Below are 18,298 nucleotides of genomic sequence, written 5' to 3' on the forward strand. Positions count from 1 at the left end.
CTCTTTTTAGTGTCTTGAGATAGATAAGTACACTGAATTAATGCGCTAATGAATGCGCTATAAAGTTAACAAATGAGAGCGTTATGAACCTGACTATTTTCGTTGCCGTTGTTGCCATTTTTTATGTTTTTTTACTGTTTATTTTGGCTTGGGGAGGTGAACGTTGGTTTAGTCAGTTTACGAAGAAAATTCATGTTTGGGTATATGGATTAAGTTTGGCTGTATATTGTTCATCTTGGAGCTTTTTGGGTACTGTGGGCCAATCGGCACAAGATCTTTGGTCATTTTTGCCTATTTTCCTTGGTCCTATGCTGATTTTCACTTTAGGTTTTGGTTTGCTGAGAAAGATGGTGATGGTTTCTAAGGCTCATAACATCACTTCAGTTGCCGATTTTATTGCTGCCAGATACGGTAAATCTCAATTGCTTGCAGCCATTGTGACCTTCATTGCTCTGTTCGGCATTATGCCATATATCGCCCTGCAGCTTAAGGCGATGGTGTTTAGCCTTAATTTATTTCAGCTTGAAGATTCTCATTTTGATGGGGCTAAAGTATCGCTAGTTATCACTTTGATTTTAATGGTTTTTGCTATTTTATTTGGTACTCGTAAGCTAGATGCCACTGAGCATAATCCCGGTATGATGTTAGCGATCGCGTTCGAGTCCTTAGTTAAGTTAGCCGCTTTTTTGATTGTGGGTGTAGTGATCAGTGTGGGCTATTTTGATGGATTTGATGATATTTGGCGACAAGCCGTCGAAAGAGACTTGATCGGTGATCCGACATTGCGAATTGAAACTTTATTGCCACAACTCATTGTCGGTATGGCGGCATTTTTATGTATGCCTCGGCAGTTTCACGTCATGATGGTGGAATGCAGTGACGAGGAGACTTTACGTCGAGCACGTTGGATTTTCCCCATATATCTATTACTTTTTGGCTTGTTTGTTGCCCCTTTAGCATTGGCGGGGAAAATTATCTTAGGGGATAGTGTTGCAGCCGATACTTATGTGATTAATATGCCTTTGGCGTTAGATCAATCTGGGATAGCTATCATTGCTTTGCTTGGCACCTTGTCTGGTGCGACAAGCATGGTGATTGTGGCTGTGGTGACCATTAGTACTATGATAAGTAATGAATGGTTGATCCCCGTGATGTTACGAACTGGGAAGATCAGACAAACAAACTTTAGTCAGTTTTCTTTATTTTTGCTCAATGCACGTCGGCTCTCTATTATTATTATTCTAGGTTTAGGTTATGTCAGTTACCTGTCATTTATGGACAGTGATTCACTTTTTGTACTTGGGACCTTGTCTTTTGGTGGTTTTGCTCAATTAGCACCTGCATTGATTGGTGGCATGTATTGGCAGCAAGGTAATCGCTCTGGTGTGTTATTAGGTTTGGCTGTTGGCTTTGGGCTGTGGTGTTGTATCTTATTAACAGATGCGGGTGATATCTCAGGGATCTTTAATCATGATTTTGCGTTGCTGGAGTCTATCAAGCCCAATGTTCGTGATATGTTAATCGCGCTGCTGGCCAATTGTACGTGTTATATATTGGGGTCAATGTGGTTCAGAGCTGGGGTCGTTGAACGTATTCAAGCCAGTGAATTTGTTTCCCCTAGAAATCATAAGCGTAATAATATTCGTAGGACAGCGACGGTATCTCAACAGGATCTTTTGATTTTGGCGAGTCGTTTTGTGAGTCCCACACGCGCTTATGAAAGTTTTTCTCGTTTTTCTGAAGAAGCGGTAAAAACCGATAGCTGGCATAAAACCGCGTCAATTGAATTGATTGCGCATACTGAGTATATGTTAGCGGCCGTACTCGGTGGTTCGAGCGCTGCATTGGTAATGGAGTCCATACAAGAAGGGAGAGATCTGGCCATTGATGAGGTTTTTAGTTTAGTTGATGCGGCATCCTCCAAAATTATATTGAGCCAAGATATGCTCAGAGGTGCGATTGAGCACGCCTATGAAGGGATGAGTGTGGTGGACAAAGACCTTAATTTGGTTGCTTGGAATTTCAAATATGCTGAATTATATCAATATCCTGCTGTTTTTTTACAAGAAGGAATGCCGATCAGTGAGGTGATACGTTTTAATGCTCAGCGTGGTTTTTGTGGTGAGGGAAATATTGAAGATAAGGTGAAGACGAGAGTGCAGCATATGCGAGACGGCACAGCTCATGTCTCTGAACGGCAACGCCAAGATGGTAAGGTAATCAAAATACAAGGTAACCCCATGCCTGGTGGTGGTTTTGTGATGACGTTTACTGATATTACTCAGTACCGGGAAGATGCCAAAACTCTGCAAGATATGAATGAGACCTTAGAGGCTAGAGTCAACAAACGGACTTATGAGCTGGCGATGCTCAACAGTCAGTTACTCGAGGCTAAAGCACACGAGGAGCGAGCGAATGCGTCGAAAAGTAAATTTTTAGCTGCAGTGGGCCATGATCTAATGCAGCCGTTAAATGCAGCACGACTGTTTACCGCTTCTTTGGCTCAATACCCCAATTTAGATCAAGAAGGCAAAACCACACTTTCCCATGTGAACCGTTCCCTTAAAATTGCCGGTGAATTGCTTACCGATTTACTTGATATTTCGAAACTAGATTCCGGGATGATTGAAGTTAATTGTCAATATTTTGCCGTTTCTGATTTACTTGATGGTTTAGGTGTGGAGTTTTCCGCAATGGCAAAAGACAGTCAGATCACATTCAGTATGTTGCCTTGCCGCGCCACGATTTACTCTGATCTAAGTTTACTAAGGCGTGTATTACAAAATTTTTTAACCAATGCGTACCGCTATGCCAAAGGGGGGAGAGTGGTATGTGGTTGTCGTTATCGTGGTGATGAATTGGAGATCCAAGTACTCGACACTGGTTGTGGTATAGACGAAACCGAAACGAAGGAGATTTTTAAAGAATTTAAGCGACTCGATAATCCAATCAGTCATAATGTCAGTGGCTTAGGATTAGGTTTAGCCATTGCAGACAGGATCAGCAGAGTGTTAGATCATCAAATCCATGTGACATCAGTGCTAGGACGTGGTTCTGTTTTTGCTATTCGTGTCCCTTTGGGTAAAAAGTTAACTGAGCCACTACATAAAAAGACGTTGAGTTTAGTGCAGCCTTTAGCTGGGGTTAATGTCTTGTGTATTGATAATGAAGATGCCATTTTAGCAGGTTTAGAAAGTTTATTGAGTCGTTGGCAATGTGAGGTTGTTTGCGCAAAAAATTTGGCAGATGCAAGAATTAAATTGGGCCTTAAAGGTGTTGCTCCAGACATCATACTTGCTGATTATCAGCTTGATGATGGTCAAAATGGCATGGATGCAATGAATGCTATTAGGGGGCTATATGGCAGTCATTTACCGGGTATTTTAATCACGGCGAATACTAATAAAGATCTCATTGAAGATGTGCATCAACAAGGCTATAAATATATGGCCAAAATGGTCAAGCCTGCAGCATTACGAGCGCTTATTTCGAGTTTAATTAAGAGAGTGTAAAAGGAGACATATGACCATGAATACGGTGACAATTAATCAACGAAGCATTAGCCCTAATAAAGTGGTGTGCGTGGGCCGTAATTATGTTGAGCATATCAAGGAGCTGGGTAATGAAGTGCCTGAGTCTATACTATTGTTTGTTAAACCAAACTCAGCCATTTCAACAACATTAACCAGTTTTCATCATGAAGCGATTCATTACGAAGCAGAATTGTGCTTGTTATTTGAAAAAGGTCGGTTTTCCGCTGTCGGTATTGGACTTGATTTGACTAAACGTAGCCTACAGAACGAGCTTAAAGCCAAAGGGTTACCTTGGGAGAGAGCAAAAGCCTTTGATGGGTCGGTGATATTAAGTGAGTTTGTAGAAATAGAAACCCTCAGTGAACAGCTGAATTTTGAGTTGTCAATCAATGGATTTAAGACACAAGTTGGACACATTGAATTGATGATGAACTCACCAGAGCAGATTTTAACGGAAATAACCGATTTTATGAGTCTTCAAGATGGCGATATTGTCATGACAGGAACGCCAAAAGGTGTGGGTATTGTTCATGCGAATGACCTTTTCGAGGTGAGATTATTTGACGGTCAGACTCCGTTGATTAAGGCACATTGGACAGCACGTTAACATTCGATATATCATTGATTTAAAAATAAAATTTATTTTTAGTGCCAATGGATACTGTTTATGACTGAATCGAGATGTCGTTCCTATTATAACGCAACCATCAATAGCGAAACTCAATACCCAAGATTGGAAGGGGAGCATAGAGTCGATGTGGCAATTGTGGGTGCTGGTTTTACGGGAGTCGCTACCGCGGTTGAATTGGCAGAGCGTGGCTTTAAAGTTGCGATTATTGAAGCGAATAAGGTGGGGTGGGGAGCCACGGGTCGAAATGGGGGGCAAGTTACAGGCAGTTTATCTGGTGACACAGCAATGACCAAACAGTTGATTAACAAGTTAGGTAAGGATACCGAACAGTTTGTGTGGGATCTGCGCTGGCGTGGTCACGAGATTATTACATCTCGTGTTAAAAAATATCAGATTGATTGTGATGTAAAGTTTGGTCATTTGCACACCGCCTATAAGCCTGCACATATGACAGGGATACAAGCATTTTATGATGAAGCGGTTAAGCGCGGTATGGAGGATGAAGTCTCATTGCTCACTCAACAGGACATTCCTGATTACCTGGAAACGCCACTTTATCATGGTGGTTTATTGAATAAACGTAATATGCATTTACATTCTGTGAACCTGTGCATTGGTGAGGCGAGGGCTGCACAGTGTGGTGGTGCACTTATTTTTGAACACTCACCAGTGTTAACGATCAATGATGGTGTGTTACCTGTTGTGAATACTGCTCATGGTTCCATCAGGGCCAACAGCGTCGTGTTGGCAGGAAATGCTTATCATAGACTTGCAAGAAAGCAGCTAAAAGGCATGTTATTTCCAGCTTCTTTAGGCAATTGCACAACCGCTCAACTCAGTCCTGAGGTGACCCATGCCATTAACCCACACGATATTGCCGTGTATGACAGTCGTTTGGTGCTGGATTATTTTCGTATTACAGCAGATCATCGATTGATGTTTGGTGGTGGTACAAACTATTCAGGACGTGACTCAACAAACATTACATCAGAACTTAGGCCTGCTATTGAACGTACATTCCCTCGATTAAAAGGAGTCGATATCGAGTTTGAGTGGGTAGGCATGGCAGGTATTGCCGTCAATAGAATTCCGCAGTTGGGTAAGGTTTCTCCCAATGTATTTTATTGCCAAGGTTACTCGGGTCATGGCATTGCTACATCTCATGTCTTAGCTGAGATGATGGCTGAGGCTATCGCAGGTCAATTGACCGAGTTTAATGTGTTTGCCGACATGAAACATATTCGTATTCCCACGAATGAATGGTTGGGTAATCAAGCCATGGCGTTAGGGATGCTTTACTATCGTTTGATGGAAAAGCTACGTTAGTATCTAGACTGATAAAAATCTGCAAGCCAAGTGTTTAAAAGTTATATCTCTACTTTTTGCATTTCTAATTGCTGTAGTGAGATAACTGCTTGGGTTCGATTACGTACCCCCAGTTTTCGAAATATTGCAGTGGCGTGCGCCTTAATGGTGGCTTCAGAGACCCCTAAATCGTAAGCCACTTGTTTGTTTAGCATCCCTTCTGCAAACATCTGCAGTACTTTGTATTGTTGTGGAGTGAGATCAGAAAGTTTATTGGCGATTAGGTTGGTTGAGTTTTCTTCAATATGTTGTATTTCAACATTTTTAGGTAACCAAATATCCCCGCATAAGACTGAGGTTAATGCTAATGTAAGGGAGTCCATTGAGGATGATTTTGGAATAAATCCCGCACTACCATAATGCAAAGCACGGCTAATCGTCATGTTGTCTTCATGAGCTGAAATGACCACAACAGGAAGTTCTGGAAAGTGACTACGCAGGTGAATTAACGTGGAGTACCCGTGGGAGCCTGGCATTTGTAAATCTAGCATCACCAAGTCGTATGCAATCTCTGCTTGTTCAAGTAAAGCTTGCAGAGCTAAAGCACTGTCTGCTTCAAACCATTGAGTATTTGCAAAGGAGATGCTTAAGGCTTGACGTAGTGCATTGCGAAATAATGGATGATCATCAGCAATGATTATGTTTAAATTTTCTAGCTTCATGGCTTCTATAGTTGGATGCGTTGCGCGTGAAGATTGGCTCAATGTAACAGAAAAATGGTAAGTTATCCTATCGATTTATGAGTTTATCCGTTTTCATTGGTAGGATTGAGCCTAAATGAATTTTTTTGGGGAAAGTGAGGTTAATGATTAAGACTTGAAAAAGAGTGTATAGCAGAGTAATTGATTAGCAAGGTAAAAATGATGAAGGTTATAAGCTTACTTGGTATTAAGATAATAAAAGAATAACCAAATGTTTGTTTTATGTTTAAATTAGTAAGGTCGATGCCATCGCCTTTGTGGTTATGTTGTGAGTGGGCAGTCTCTGTATTTAGGTTATTCGGCTTAACTAAATAATAATAGGGATCATGCCATGAGTAACAAAACTGCATATTTTTGGAGACATCAGCATTTCGCCGTAATAATGGTCAGTACGGCACTTTTAAGTCAAAGTGTTATGAGTAATGCCAGCGCTATCATCACCCCAGTTGAATTGAATATGACCACTCAAGTCAAAGAGGATGTGGGTGGTTTAGCGGGATCGCAAGCAGTGCTTGGTGATATTGTTGATAGCACGACAAATCATGAAGCTTGTCGCCCTGATGGATTAGAAGGTGATTCTGTTTATTGTCATGTTTATGACCAAAATGGCCGTGAAAAAATGGGCATGGATCATGCGAGACGTGTGATTGGGTATTTCACCTCTTGGCGCAATGGTACTAACGGTCAACCTCGTTATTTAGTCAATGATATCCCATGGAATAAAATCACCCATATTAACTATGCATTTGCCCATATTGATGCAGACAATAAGATGTCTGTTGGTAATGTCGACAGTGTCGATAATCCTGCCACGGGGATGACTTGGAGTGGTGTGGGTGCAGAGATGGATCCCGAATACGCCTATAAGGGACATTTCAACTTATTAAATAAATTTAAGAAACGGCATCCACAGGTGAAGACACTCATCTCTATTGGTGGCTGGGCTGAAACGGGCGGTTATTTCGATGATAATGGTGCGCGTGTGGCTAGCGGTGGTTTCTATGAAATGACCAAAACTCAAACAGGCATTAATACCTTTGCCGACTCAGTGGTTGAGTTCTTGAGAACCTATGGTTTTGATGGTGCAGATATTGATTATGAATACGCAACGTCGATGGCAAAATCTGGAAACCCCGATGATTTTGCGGTTGCTGATCCCCTGCGTGCAAGCTTATTTAAGCAATATGATCTTTTGATGAAAACGTTGCGAGAAAAGCTTGACGCAGCAAGTCAGCAAGATGGTAAGCATTATATGCTAACCATCGCAGCCCCTGCATCGGGCTACCTACTGCGTGGCATGGAAGCACATCAGATGGTTCGCTTTCTCGACTATGTCAACATCATGAGCTATGACCTTCATGGAGCTTGGAATGATTTTGTTGGTCATAATTCTGCTTTGTTCGATAACGGTGATGATGCTGAATTGGCTTTTTGGAATGTGTACTCTACACCGCAATATGGTGGGATCGGTTATCTGAATACTGATTGGGCTTATCATTACTTTCGCGGAGCCATGCCAGCAGGTCGAATTAATATCGGTTTGCCTTACTACACGCGAGGTTGGCAAGGTGTAACTGGTGGTACTCATGGTTTGTGGGGAAAAGCGGCGTTACCCGACCAAAATTCATGTCCTGCAGGTACGGGGGAAGGTAATAATAAATGCGGTTATGGTGCAGAGGGGATCGATAATATATGGCATGATTTAGATGAAAATCGCAACGAAATGTATGCGGGTTCAAACCCGATGTGGCATGCTAAAAATTTAGAGCAAGGTATAACTGGGAGTTATCTTGGCAGTTATGGCTTAGATCCACAAAATGATCCTGCCGATAGGTTAACTGGAAACTATGAACGCCATTTTGATAATGGGGCCAAGTCTTCTTGGCTATGGAATTCATCGAAGAAAGTTTATCTTTCTACCGAAGATGAACAAGCCATGGCGACGAAGGTGGCGTATGTTATCGATAAAGGGATCGGTGGGGTGATGTTTTGGGAACTTGCGGGTGACTTTGACTGGTATCCCGAGCGTAATGATGGGGAAGGTGAGTACTTTATTGGCGATACCATGACCACTATTGCCTATCAAGGTTTTGTGAGTGTGCCGCCTTATGGTAATACATTAGCCAATGATCCAGTACCTGATAAATCACTTGCGTTAAGTGCGTCACTCAGTGGATATAAATTGGGTGATAGCAATTATCCCATCACACCGACTTTAACTATCACTAATCATGGCCAAAGCACCATTCCTGGTGGTGCCATATTTGAGTTTGATATTGCGACGTCAACGTCATCACAAATCAGCGATCAATCTGGCATGAATTTAACCGTAATAACCGATGGTTCTAACGCTGCCTCGGGTAACGTTGGCGGTTTAGAGCATGATTTCCATCGCGTACGCTTTATTTTACCCAGTTACAAAACTATCGCTCCTGGAGGAAGCTTTGGCGGTACAATTAAGTATTATTTACCCGTGTCTATGCCCTCTAATTTCACCGTGAGCTTTAATGGTAATCGTTACGGTTTTGGTCAAGGTGATGCCTCTACACCACCTGATGACTGTGATTTAGAGCCTACACCGCCAGGTTGTGATGATACCAGACCACCCTCGACAGATAGCTGCGCGGATGCGGGAATAGATCCAAGCCTTGTGCCCGAGTATCCTAATTTCCCTCAAAAAGACTGGCAAGGTAAGCCAAGTCATGCCAATGGAGGCGATCAAATGAAAGATGCTATGTCAGTATTTGTGGCTTTATGGTGGACCAATACCCAGCCAAGTCGTAGCCGTGCTGAATGGAAATTTATTTGTAATATTGACTGATCATAAAAAAATGATGAGGACTAATGCGTGTTTGATTAGTCCACAGGCTAGCCTCTGTACTCAAGAGGCATTATTTCAACGTTATAGAAGGGAATCTATTTATGTTACCTCCATCTTTGCTAAATATTTCACTGCCTATTTTTACAGTAAACGCAATCACGTTGAGTATGGTATTACTCACCACAGCCCTATCGATACAAGGTGTGAATGCCCATGGTTATATGGACATTCCCAAAGCTCGCCAGCAATTTTGTGTTGATGATGGAGGTTATTGGTGGCCAAATGATGGCTCTGCTATGCCCAATCTGGCATGTCGTGCAGCTTTTTTAGCGAAAGGTACTAAACAATGGGTTCAACATCATGAGTTTTCAGAGAATGTGATTGATTATAATAATATGTCAGCAGTCAAACTGGCCATCCCCAATGGACAGCTTTGTGCGGGGGGGGATAGTCAGAAATCGGGTGTTGACTTACCTTCGGTGCATTGGCAACGCTCGGATGTGATGTTAGATAATGAGGGTAAAGTTCGTATCGTGTTTGATGCCCATACACCACATAATCCCAGTTTTTGGCAGTTTTATCTTTCATCATCAGATTTCAATGCTGCAGAGGATATGTTGAGTTGGGAAAAACTCGAGTTGATTGCTGAAGTGGGTGATGTTGCCGTGTCGTATTTTGAAGGCAAAAAAGTGTATGAAATGATGATCCCTTTTCCGACTGACAGAAGCGGCGAAGCCACCTTGTATACGCGTTGGCAGCGTGAAGATATTGCAGGTGAAGGGTTTTATAACTGCAGTGACATTAATATATTAACCGATGATTCGCCAATAGGCTGGTCTACTTTGGCACCCTATGTCATTAATGGTGTTGAAGCGCAAGCAGGGCAAGAGGTTTGGTTTAGGCTTTTCTCTGCTCAAGGGGAGGAGCTTATTTTTGAGAAGTTGCTCATTGATGACAGCCATACATCGCCTACAATGTGGGCTCGAATATTGGCTGAACAAATATTAGTAAAATATGACGCTTTGGTACAAATCGGAGTGACAGATCAGAACGGCGATATTCACTATACAGATGATATTTCGCTCAATAAAGTCTGGAGCCAATCCCCTGATGTGACTTATCGATTAGAGGTTAAATCTTCATCATTGATTCCTTATATACCCAAGTGACCTCAAGATGCAGGATTCAGCATGTCGAGACGAGGTATGAAATTGATGGACTCGTTATTCTCGGCTCGGGCATCCTGCTTCACCCTAGCTCCTGAATCCGTTCAGGCGTCATTCAATATTTCATCACGAAGAAAAATGTTGCTTCACGCCATGCCCTACGGGAATAGCCATTGCATTAATCACTGCCTTATTCAGCTATCCTATGAGGACTCTGAAACGAGCATTTTGAGGTCATTTGGGGATACACTATTAAAGGATCAATAAGTGGATTTGGTGTGATCGCAAGGTGAGTGCCATATGACTGGAAGTGAGAGGACGGCTTTGCAGCAAAAAACCGTCCAGTGGTTCAATTATCGGTCTTTGTTGAGCAGTGTTATTCGGGTTCTAGAGGCGCTGGCTAGTTTTCGAAGTAATGTGACTGAGTCATCCCAATGAAGGCAGGTATCGGTAATGCTCTTACCGTAAACTAATGGTTCGCCCGTTACCACTTTTTGATTGCCTTCTTCGATAAAGCTTTCTGCCATAATTCCCGCTATTGCGGTTGAGCCTGCGGTCATCTGTTCGATAATACTATCTGCAACAGCCAGTTGTTGTGTATGTTTTTTCTGGCTATTACCGTGGCTGAAATCAATGACCATACGATGAGATACGCCGACATCGCTCAGTTGATTGGCGGCAGTATTAATATCCTCGCTATGGTAGTTAGGTTGTTTACCACCACGTAGAATAATATGCCCATATGGGTTACCACTAGTACGGTAAACGGCCATGGCGCCATCTTTGTCTGGAGAGTAAAAAATATGGGGTTCTTTTGCCGCGCGGACCGCATCGATAGCAATACTGATATTACCATCAGTCCCATTTTTAAACCCGACAGGGCAAGATAAAGCGGATGCCATTTCACGATGAACTTGACTCTCAGTGGTGCGTGCTCCCACAGCGCCCCATGTGATTAAATCAGCAATATATTGACCGTTCACCATGTCGAGAAACTCAGTCGCGATGGGTAATTTGAGTTCAGTGATCTCTTGTAATAGTTGACGCGCTAAACGCAGTCCCTTATTTGCATTAAAGCTGCCATCGAGATCGGGATCTGAAATTAATCCTTTCCAGCCGACTATCGTTCTTGGTTTTTCGAAGTAAACCCGCATGACTATGCAAAGATCGTCTTTTAACTCTTGATGTAAAATGGCGAGACGTTTCGCATAATCGATGGCTGCTTTTGTGTCATGAATAGAACAAGGGCCAATAATCACTAACAGTCGTTGATCATTCCCGGTTAAAATGGCTTCTACCTCACGTCGTTGCTGGATTAAATAATCTGCAGCGTCTTGAGTTAATGGAAATTCTGAAGCTAATTTAGCCGGAGAAATAGCCTTACATAATAAAGTTGAGCGTAGTTCATCTGTTTTAGTGGTCATTCATTATACCGATCGTTCGTGTGGGCATTTTGCCTGCTTGTGCCTGATTATAACGAATCTTAATGAGATCTGCAGTGCTTCACGTTGAAAAATAGCCATGTAAGCTGTTTTTTTAAATAGTCACGTCAGGGGACTGACTTGCTCGGAACAATAATGCCGCTAAAACATGTGTCGTTCCAGGCCTGTCATCGCCAAAATTTTTGTGGCAATTTCTTCAACTGAATGGTAAGTGGTGTTGACAAATGGGATCCGTTCACGCCTATACATCATTTCTACTTCTTTAACTTCGATACGGCATTGCCTTAATGAAGAATACCGGCTGTTTTCCATACGGCTTTGACGGATCTCATGCAAACGAACAGGATCAATGGTTAAACCAAAGAGTTTGCTCTTATTGTTTTTTAGTTCGTCTGGCAGTTGTAGGTTATCCATATCATCCTCGACAAAAGGATAATTGGCGGCTTTGATACCAAATTGCATAGAAAGGTAGAGACTACTGGGAGTCTTGCCACAGCGAGATACACCTAATAGGACCAAATCGGCTTTGTCGATATTTTTTAATGTCTGGCCATCATCATTATCCATGGTGTAATTAATAGCATTGATACGCGCTTCATAGCTTGCATTCATGTTGCCGTGAGTGCGATGAACAATAGGTGAGGCTTTGATGCCTAATTGTTGCTCTAATGGAGCGACAAAAGTGTTTAAAAAGTCATAATCTAGTCCTTCACTACTGTAGATAATGTTACGGATCTCCGCTTTTACGATAGAATGGAACACCAAAGGGCGTTCACCTGTGGTAATAAAACAATCATCAATTTGGGCTTTTATTTCATTTGCTTTAGATTCTGTTTCAACAAATGGAATTGTAAGCGATTCAAATTCAATAGGAAACTGTGATAAAACCGCATGCCCGAATACTTCTGCTGTGATTGCCGTTCCATCTGAAATATAAAATACTTTACGTAACATTTTGACCTCTTCTTGTAATAATATTACAAATAAATTTATAGATTTACGTGTGTAGTGCTGGAGTGTAAAATGCCATAGCTCTGATGTGAAGGGGCAACACTGAAATAAACTTGCGGAGATAGAACTGTGCAGCAATATGTACTCTGGTATCAAGAATTAGGCATGGGTGACGTTAACAAGGTTGGCGGTAAAAACGCTTCTCTTGGAGAGATGATTAGTAATTTATCTAATGCAGGAGTCCAAGTCCCAGGTGGTTATGCGACGACCTCTTATGCGTTCAATGAATTTCTTGAACAAAGTGGGCTTAACCAGAAGATATACGACATACTCGATGTGTTAGATGTAGATGACGTGAATGCACTCGCTACAGCCGGTGCACAGATTAGACAATGGGTTATCGATACGCCATTTCATAGTACATTTGAGCAAGCGGTTCATGATGCTTATAATAAATTGTCTTCTGAGACCAAAGATGCCTCATTTGCAGTTCGTTCTTCAGCCACTGCAGAAGATATGCCTGATGCGTCATTTGCTGGTCAGCAAGAAACATTCCTGAACGTTAAGGGATATGATGCGGTACTGATTGCGATTAAGCATGTTTTTGCTTCTTTGTTTAATGATCGTGCAATCTCTTATCGTGTTCACCAAGGGTACGACCATAAAGGTGTTGCTTTATCTGCGGGTATCCAACGTATGGTTCGTTCCGATACAGCGGCCTCTGGTGTGATGTTTACCATGGATACTGAGTCTGGTAACAATGATGTGGTTTTTATTACTTCATCATTTGGTCTCGGTGAAATGGTGGTTCAGGGGGCGGTTAACCCAGATGAATTTTACGTTCATAAGCCAAGTTTAGTCTCAGGTCATAAAGCGGTTGTACGCCGTAATATTGGCAGTAAGCTCATTCAAATGGTTTATTCGGACGATCTTGAACACGGCAAACAAGTTAAAATTGAAGATATCGCTGCTGATAAGCGTCGTGAATTTTCAATCAATGATGCTGAAGTGATGGAGCTTGCTAAGCAAGCGATGGTCATCGAAAAGCATTATGGTCGTGCAATGGATATCGAATGGGCTAAAGATGGTAATGATGGTAAGCTTTATATCGTTCAAGCCCGTCCAGAAACCGTGCGTTCTCGTGAAGATGTGCAACTGATTGAGCGCTATCATCTCCATACTAAGAGCGATGTTATTTCTGAAGGCCGTGCGATCGGTCATAAAATTGGCAGTGGTGTTGCTAAGGTTTTATCATCCATTGCGGATATGGACCAAATTGAAGACGGTGATGTACTCGTGACTGACATGACAGATCCTGATTGGGAACCTATCATGAAGCGCGCAAGCGCGATTGTGACCAACCGAGGTGGACGTACTTGTCATGCAGCGATTATTGCTCGTGAATTAGGTGTGCCTGCCGTCGTAGGTTGTGGTGATGTCACTGAACACATTAAGACAGGCCAACAAGTGACAGTGTCTTGTGCTGAAGGCGATACTGGTTTCATTTATGATGGGATCCAAGCGTTTGATGTTGTTCGTTCTCGTGTTGATTCAATGCCTGCACTGCCGATTAAAATCATGATGAATGTCGGTAATCCAGATAGAGCATTCGATTTTGCTCGCTTGCCTAATGAAGGTGTGGGTTTAGCACGTTTGGAATTCATCATTAATCGCATGATTGGTATTCATCCTAAAGCCCTGCTTGAGTTTGATAAGCAAGATGCGGCACTGCAGGCTGAAATACATGAAATGATTGCGGGTTATTCATCGCCTGTTGAATTCTACATTGCTCGTCTTGTTGAAGGAATGGCGACGATTGCCTCAGCTTTCTTCCCAAAGAAAGTGATTATTCGAATGTCTGACTTTAAGTCAAACGAATATGCTAATTTGGTTGGTGGTGACAAGTACGAGCCTGAGGAAGAAAACCCAATGTTGGGTTTCCGTGGTGCAAGCCGTTATATTTCTGAATCGTTCCGTGATTGTTTCGCCCTTGAGTGTGAAGCGATTAAACGTGTTCGTAATGAGATGGGCTTAACCAATGTTGAAATCATGATCCCATTCGTCCGTACTGTGGGTGAAGCAGAGCAGGTCATTGAGTTACTTAAAGAAGAAGGTTTAGAGCGCGGTAAAGATGGCCTCCGTGTCATTATGATGTGTGAATTACCATCAAATGCATTGCTGGCTGATCAATTCCTTGAGCACTTCGATGGTTTCTCTATCGGTTCAAATGATTTAACTCAGTTAACCTTAGGTTTAGACCGTGACTCAGGTATTATTAGTCATCTGTTTGATGAGCGTAATGATGCTGTGAAGGCATTATTGTCCATGGCCATTAAAGCGGCTAAAGCCAAAGGTGCCTATGTGGGTATTTGTGGTCAAGGCCCATCAGATCATGCTGATTTTGCAGCGTGGTTAGTAGAGCAGGGGATTGATACAGTATCGCTAAATCCTGATACGGTTATTGATACTTGGCTATATTTAGGTAAAGAACACGCTTAATTGTTCTTGAAATAGAATAAGCTAATCATAAAAGTCGCTATTTAGCGGCTTTTTTTTTGTTTATACTAGTCGGCCAAGAAAATAAGATAGAAACTGATATGCTGCCCATTGTGAAGTTGCCAAAATTATCACACACACAAACACTTGAACCTGTGTACCACTCTTTTCTTGAGGTGCTTGAGCAAAGCCACTTTTGCGGTGATATCGATAAACGTTATAGCGCTCGTGTGGTGCAAGCGACGGATAATTCTGTTTATCAGTTTTTACCTCAAGCGGTGATTTATCCTAGCAGCCAGCAAGATGTCAGTGTGGTACTTTCGTTGGCGGCTAAGCCTGAGTTTGATAAAGTGGTGTTCAGTGCTCGTGGCGGGGGGACAGGCACTAATGGTCAATCTTTGACTCATGGGCTTATTTTAGATCTATCCCGTTATTTGAATCAGGTTATAGAGATTAATCCCCAAGAAGGTTGGGTTAAGGTCCAAGCTGGAGTGGTCAAAGATGCGTTAAATGATGCACTGCGTCCTCATGGTTTTTTCTTTAGTCCTGATCTTTCTACGTCCAATAGAGCGACCATAGGTGGCATGATCAATACCGATGCTTCAGGTGCTGGATCGCTGGTTTACGGCAAAACATCTGATCATGTGTTAGCTTTGTCGAGTGTGCTTTATGATGGCAGTGTACTTGATACAGAGGTGATATCTCTAGAGGGACTTAATCATGTAGACACTGTGGTCAAGCACCCACTTGGACAGAAGTTAATTCGAGAAGTTGCGTCACTTTGTCGAGAAAATCGTTCAGAAATAGACCGTAAATTCCCTGTTCTCAATCGTTTTTTGACTGGTTATGATCTTAAACATGTGTGGAATGATGAGTTAACAGAGTTTAATTTATCCCGTATTTTGACTGGCTCAGAAGGTACACTTGCGGTTGTTACCGAGGCGAAACTCAATATCACGCCGCTGCCTAACGTACGCATGATGATTAATCTTAAATATGATTCATTTGAATCGGCTTTGAGGCATGCGCCTGATTTAGTTAAGGCTAAAGCGACCGTTGTTGAAACCGTAGACTCAACAGTATTGAACTTGGCTAAGCAAGATATTATTTGGCATTCAGTGTCAGCGCTTATTAAACCGGTATCGGGTGGCATTATCGATGGGCTTAATATGGTGGAGTTTGCGGGAGAAAAAGAAGAGGTTGAAGGCAGAGTGGCGGAATTGACCGCGGTATTAAGCGCTCAAGTCGAACAAGCTAATGGTGGGTTATTAGGTTATCAAGTGACGAGTGATAAACACAGCATCAATATGATCTATGCAATGCGTAAAAAAGCGGTCGGGTTATTGGGGGCAAGTAAAGGTCGTCGTAAGCCTATTGCTTTTGCTGAGGATACCGCTGTACCACCGGAAAAACTAGCAGATTTCATTATGGAATTTAGAGCATTACTCGATAGTCATCAACTTCAATACGGCATGTTTGGTCATGTGGACGCAGGGGTACTTCACGTTAGGCCCGCATTGGATATGTGTGATATTAATGATGAAAAACTACTGAAGACGGTGTCAGATCAGGTGGCTGCTCTAACGCTTAAATACGGTGGCTTAATGTGGGGGGAACATGGTAAAGGGGTGCGGGGTGAATATGGCCCAGCAGTGTTTGGTACTAAACTCTATGGCGTACTCGAGGAGATTAAAGGCTTATTCGATCCTCATAATAAGCTCAATCCAGGTAAGCTGGTGGCACCTAAAGGGACTGGGGCACTTATTTATAATGTTGATAGTGCCAAAAGAGGCAGTTTCGATAGACAGATACCCATTAACACGCGTGAAGTATTTCCTGATGTCATGAACTGTAATGGCAATGGTATGTGCTTTAATTATAGTGCCTATTCACCTATGTGTCCCTCTTTTAAAGTCACTGGGGATAGAGTGCAGTCGCCTAAAGGTCGTGCAGGTCTTATGCGTGAGTGGTTGCGTTTACTTGAAGTTGAAGGTGTCGATGTTAATGAGTTGGCTAAGGCTAAAAATTTAGGGTTACTGCAACGCGCCCAAAATAGTTTAAAAATGAGCCGTGAATATGATTATTCTCATGAAGTGATGGAATCGCTAAAAGGGTGTTTGGCTTGTAAGTCTTGCTCGTCTCAATGTCCGGTGAAAGTGGATGTGCCTAAGTTCAGGGCGCAGTTTTTTAATATTTACTACCAAAGGTATTTACGCCCAGCGACAGACTATTTAGTCGCTGGTATCGAAGATGCCTTACCCTTAATGGCAAAAGTACCTAGATTAACCAATTTCGTTTCTCAACACCCTTTTAGCCAATGGATAATTAAAAAGTCCTTGGGTTATGTCGATGCACCTGCATTGTCAGTTCCTACGCTGAAACAGCAGTTAGATGGACACAGTAGTCGTGGTTACGATCTCGAAGCATTAGAAAATATTCCAGACGTTGAAAGAAATAAATATGTGCTGGTGGTGCAAGATCCATTTAACAGCTATTACGAAGCCGATACGGTGTACCATTTTATTCAGTTAATTGAAAAAATGGGCTTTAAGCCGATTCTATTGCCATTCAAACCTAATGGAAAGCCTATTCATGTTAAAGGTTTTTTAGATAAATTTGCTAAAACAGCCAAATCATCAGCTGATTTTTTCGCTAAGGTGCATAAACTGAATATTCCCATGGTGGGTGTTGACCCTGCCATGGTGCTCTGTTATCGAGATGAGTATCGCGAAGTGTTAGGTGATGGCTATGATTTTGATGTGAAACTGGCGAATGAGTGGTTATTAGATGCAATCAAAAGCGTTAAAAATAGTCAGCAATCCCATGGGACTAAACCTGAGTTTACCTGGTTTAGTCACTGTAGCGAATCGACAGCAAAACCAAATACTGGCAATGAGTGGCAACAAATATTTGCACATTTCGGGGCTCAATTACATGCCGTTAATCTAGGCTGCTGTGGTATGGCTGGAACCTATGGTCATGAATTAGATAATCAACAACGTTCTCGTGATCTTTTCGACATGTCTTGGGAGAAAAAATTAAGTGATTTACCTCCGGCGCAGATATTGGTTTCGGGCTATTCTTGTCGAAGTCAAGTAAAGCGTTTTGGGGGCTTTAAGCCTAGACATCCAGTGGAAGCTTTACTGAGTTTGCTTGAGTTTTCATGATCACTTGTTGAGTACCGAGTGTATT

The 18,298-nt window shown here is 42.3% G+C and carries 10 protein-coding genes; 7 read left to right on the top strand and 3 right to left on the bottom strand.

The window, feature by feature from the left end; genetic code table 11:
• The first annotated feature begins 83 nt into the window (after positions 1 to 83).
• From HQQ94_RS11070 to HQQ94_RS11080, 3 genes are read left to right on the top strand one after another with little or no spacing between them, the layout of a single operon-like run.
• Positions 84 to 3,512: a PAS domain-containing hybrid sensor histidine kinase/response regulator gene (locus HQQ94_RS11070; RefSeq protein ID WP_173294478.1), complete on the top strand. Its 3,429-nt coding sequence runs from the start codon at positions 84 to 86 to the stop codon at positions 3,510 to 3,512.
• Between the two features lie 16 nt (positions 3,513 to 3,528).
• The gene (locus HQQ94_RS11075) at positions 3,529 to 4,140 is read left to right on the top strand and encodes a fumarylacetoacetate hydrolase family protein (protein ID WP_173296612.1); all 612 of its coding nucleotides are present in this window, start codon (positions 3,529 to 3,531) and stop codon (positions 4,138 to 4,140) included.
• A 60-nt stretch (positions 4,141 to 4,200) separates the two neighbouring features.
• Positions 4,201 to 5,490: an FAD-binding oxidoreductase gene (locus HQQ94_RS11080; RefSeq protein WP_173294480.1), complete on the top strand. Its 1,290-nt coding sequence runs from the start codon at positions 4,201 to 4,203 to the stop codon at positions 5,488 to 5,490.
• 41 nt (positions 5,491 to 5,531) lie between these two features.
• Here HQQ94_RS11080 and HQQ94_RS11085 read toward each other — a convergent pair whose 3' ends face one another.
• Entirely contained in the window at positions 5,532 to 6,191 is a 660-nt protein-coding gene (locus HQQ94_RS11085) for a response regulator transcription factor (RefSeq protein WP_173294482.1), read from the bottom strand.
• A gap of 370 nt (positions 6,192 to 6,561) precedes the next feature.
• Between HQQ94_RS11085 and HQQ94_RS11090 the strand changes: the two genes are divergently transcribed.
• On the top strand, positions 6,562 to 9,051 hold the full coding sequence (locus HQQ94_RS11090; RefSeq protein ID WP_254304044.1) for a glycosyl hydrolase family 18 protein: 2,490 nt from the start codon (positions 6,562 to 6,564) through the stop codon (positions 9,049 to 9,051).
• A 101-nt stretch (positions 9,052 to 9,152) separates the two neighbouring features.
• Complete coding sequence (locus tag HQQ94_RS11095) at positions 9,153 to 10,220, top strand: lytic polysaccharide monooxygenase (RefSeq protein WP_173294484.1); 1,068 nt, start codon at positions 9,153 to 9,155, stop codon at positions 10,218 to 10,220.
• Between the two features lie 350 nt (positions 10,221 to 10,570).
• Here HQQ94_RS11095 and HQQ94_RS11100 read toward each other — a convergent pair whose 3' ends face one another.
• The gene (locus HQQ94_RS11100; protein ID WP_173294485.1) at positions 10,571 to 11,641 is read right to left on the bottom strand and encodes a 3-deoxy-7-phosphoheptulonate synthase; all 1,071 of its coding nucleotides are present in this window, start codon (positions 11,639 to 11,641) and stop codon (positions 10,571 to 10,573) included.
• Between the two features lie 159 nt (positions 11,642 to 11,800).
• Complete coding sequence (locus tag HQQ94_RS11105) at positions 11,801 to 12,613, bottom strand: pyruvate, water dikinase regulatory protein (protein ID WP_173294486.1); 813 nt, start codon at positions 12,611 to 12,613, stop codon at positions 11,801 to 11,803.
• Positions 12,614 to 12,739: 126 nt separating this feature from the next.
• Here HQQ94_RS11105 and ppsA point away from each other — a divergent pair, with 126 nt between their 5' ends.
• Positions 12,740 to 15,109 carry a phosphoenolpyruvate synthase gene (gene ppsA, locus HQQ94_RS11110; RefSeq protein ID WP_173294487.1) on the top strand — a complete coding sequence of 790 codons (2,370 nt, stop codon included), beginning with the start codon at positions 12,740 to 12,742 and terminating at the stop codon, positions 15,107 to 15,109.
• A gap of 98 nt (positions 15,110 to 15,207) precedes the next feature.
• Positions 15,208 to 18,273, top strand: a complete 3,066-nt coding sequence (locus tag HQQ94_RS11115) for an FAD-binding and (Fe-S)-binding domain-containing protein (RefSeq protein ID WP_173296614.1) — start codon at positions 15,208 to 15,210, stop codon at positions 18,271 to 18,273.
• Positions 18,274 to 18,298: the final 25 nt, after the last annotated feature.

Source organism: Shewanella sp. VB17, assembly GCF_013248905.1.
In the GTDB taxonomy this organism is placed as follows: domain Bacteria; phylum Pseudomonadota; class Gammaproteobacteria; order Enterobacterales; family Shewanellaceae; genus Shewanella.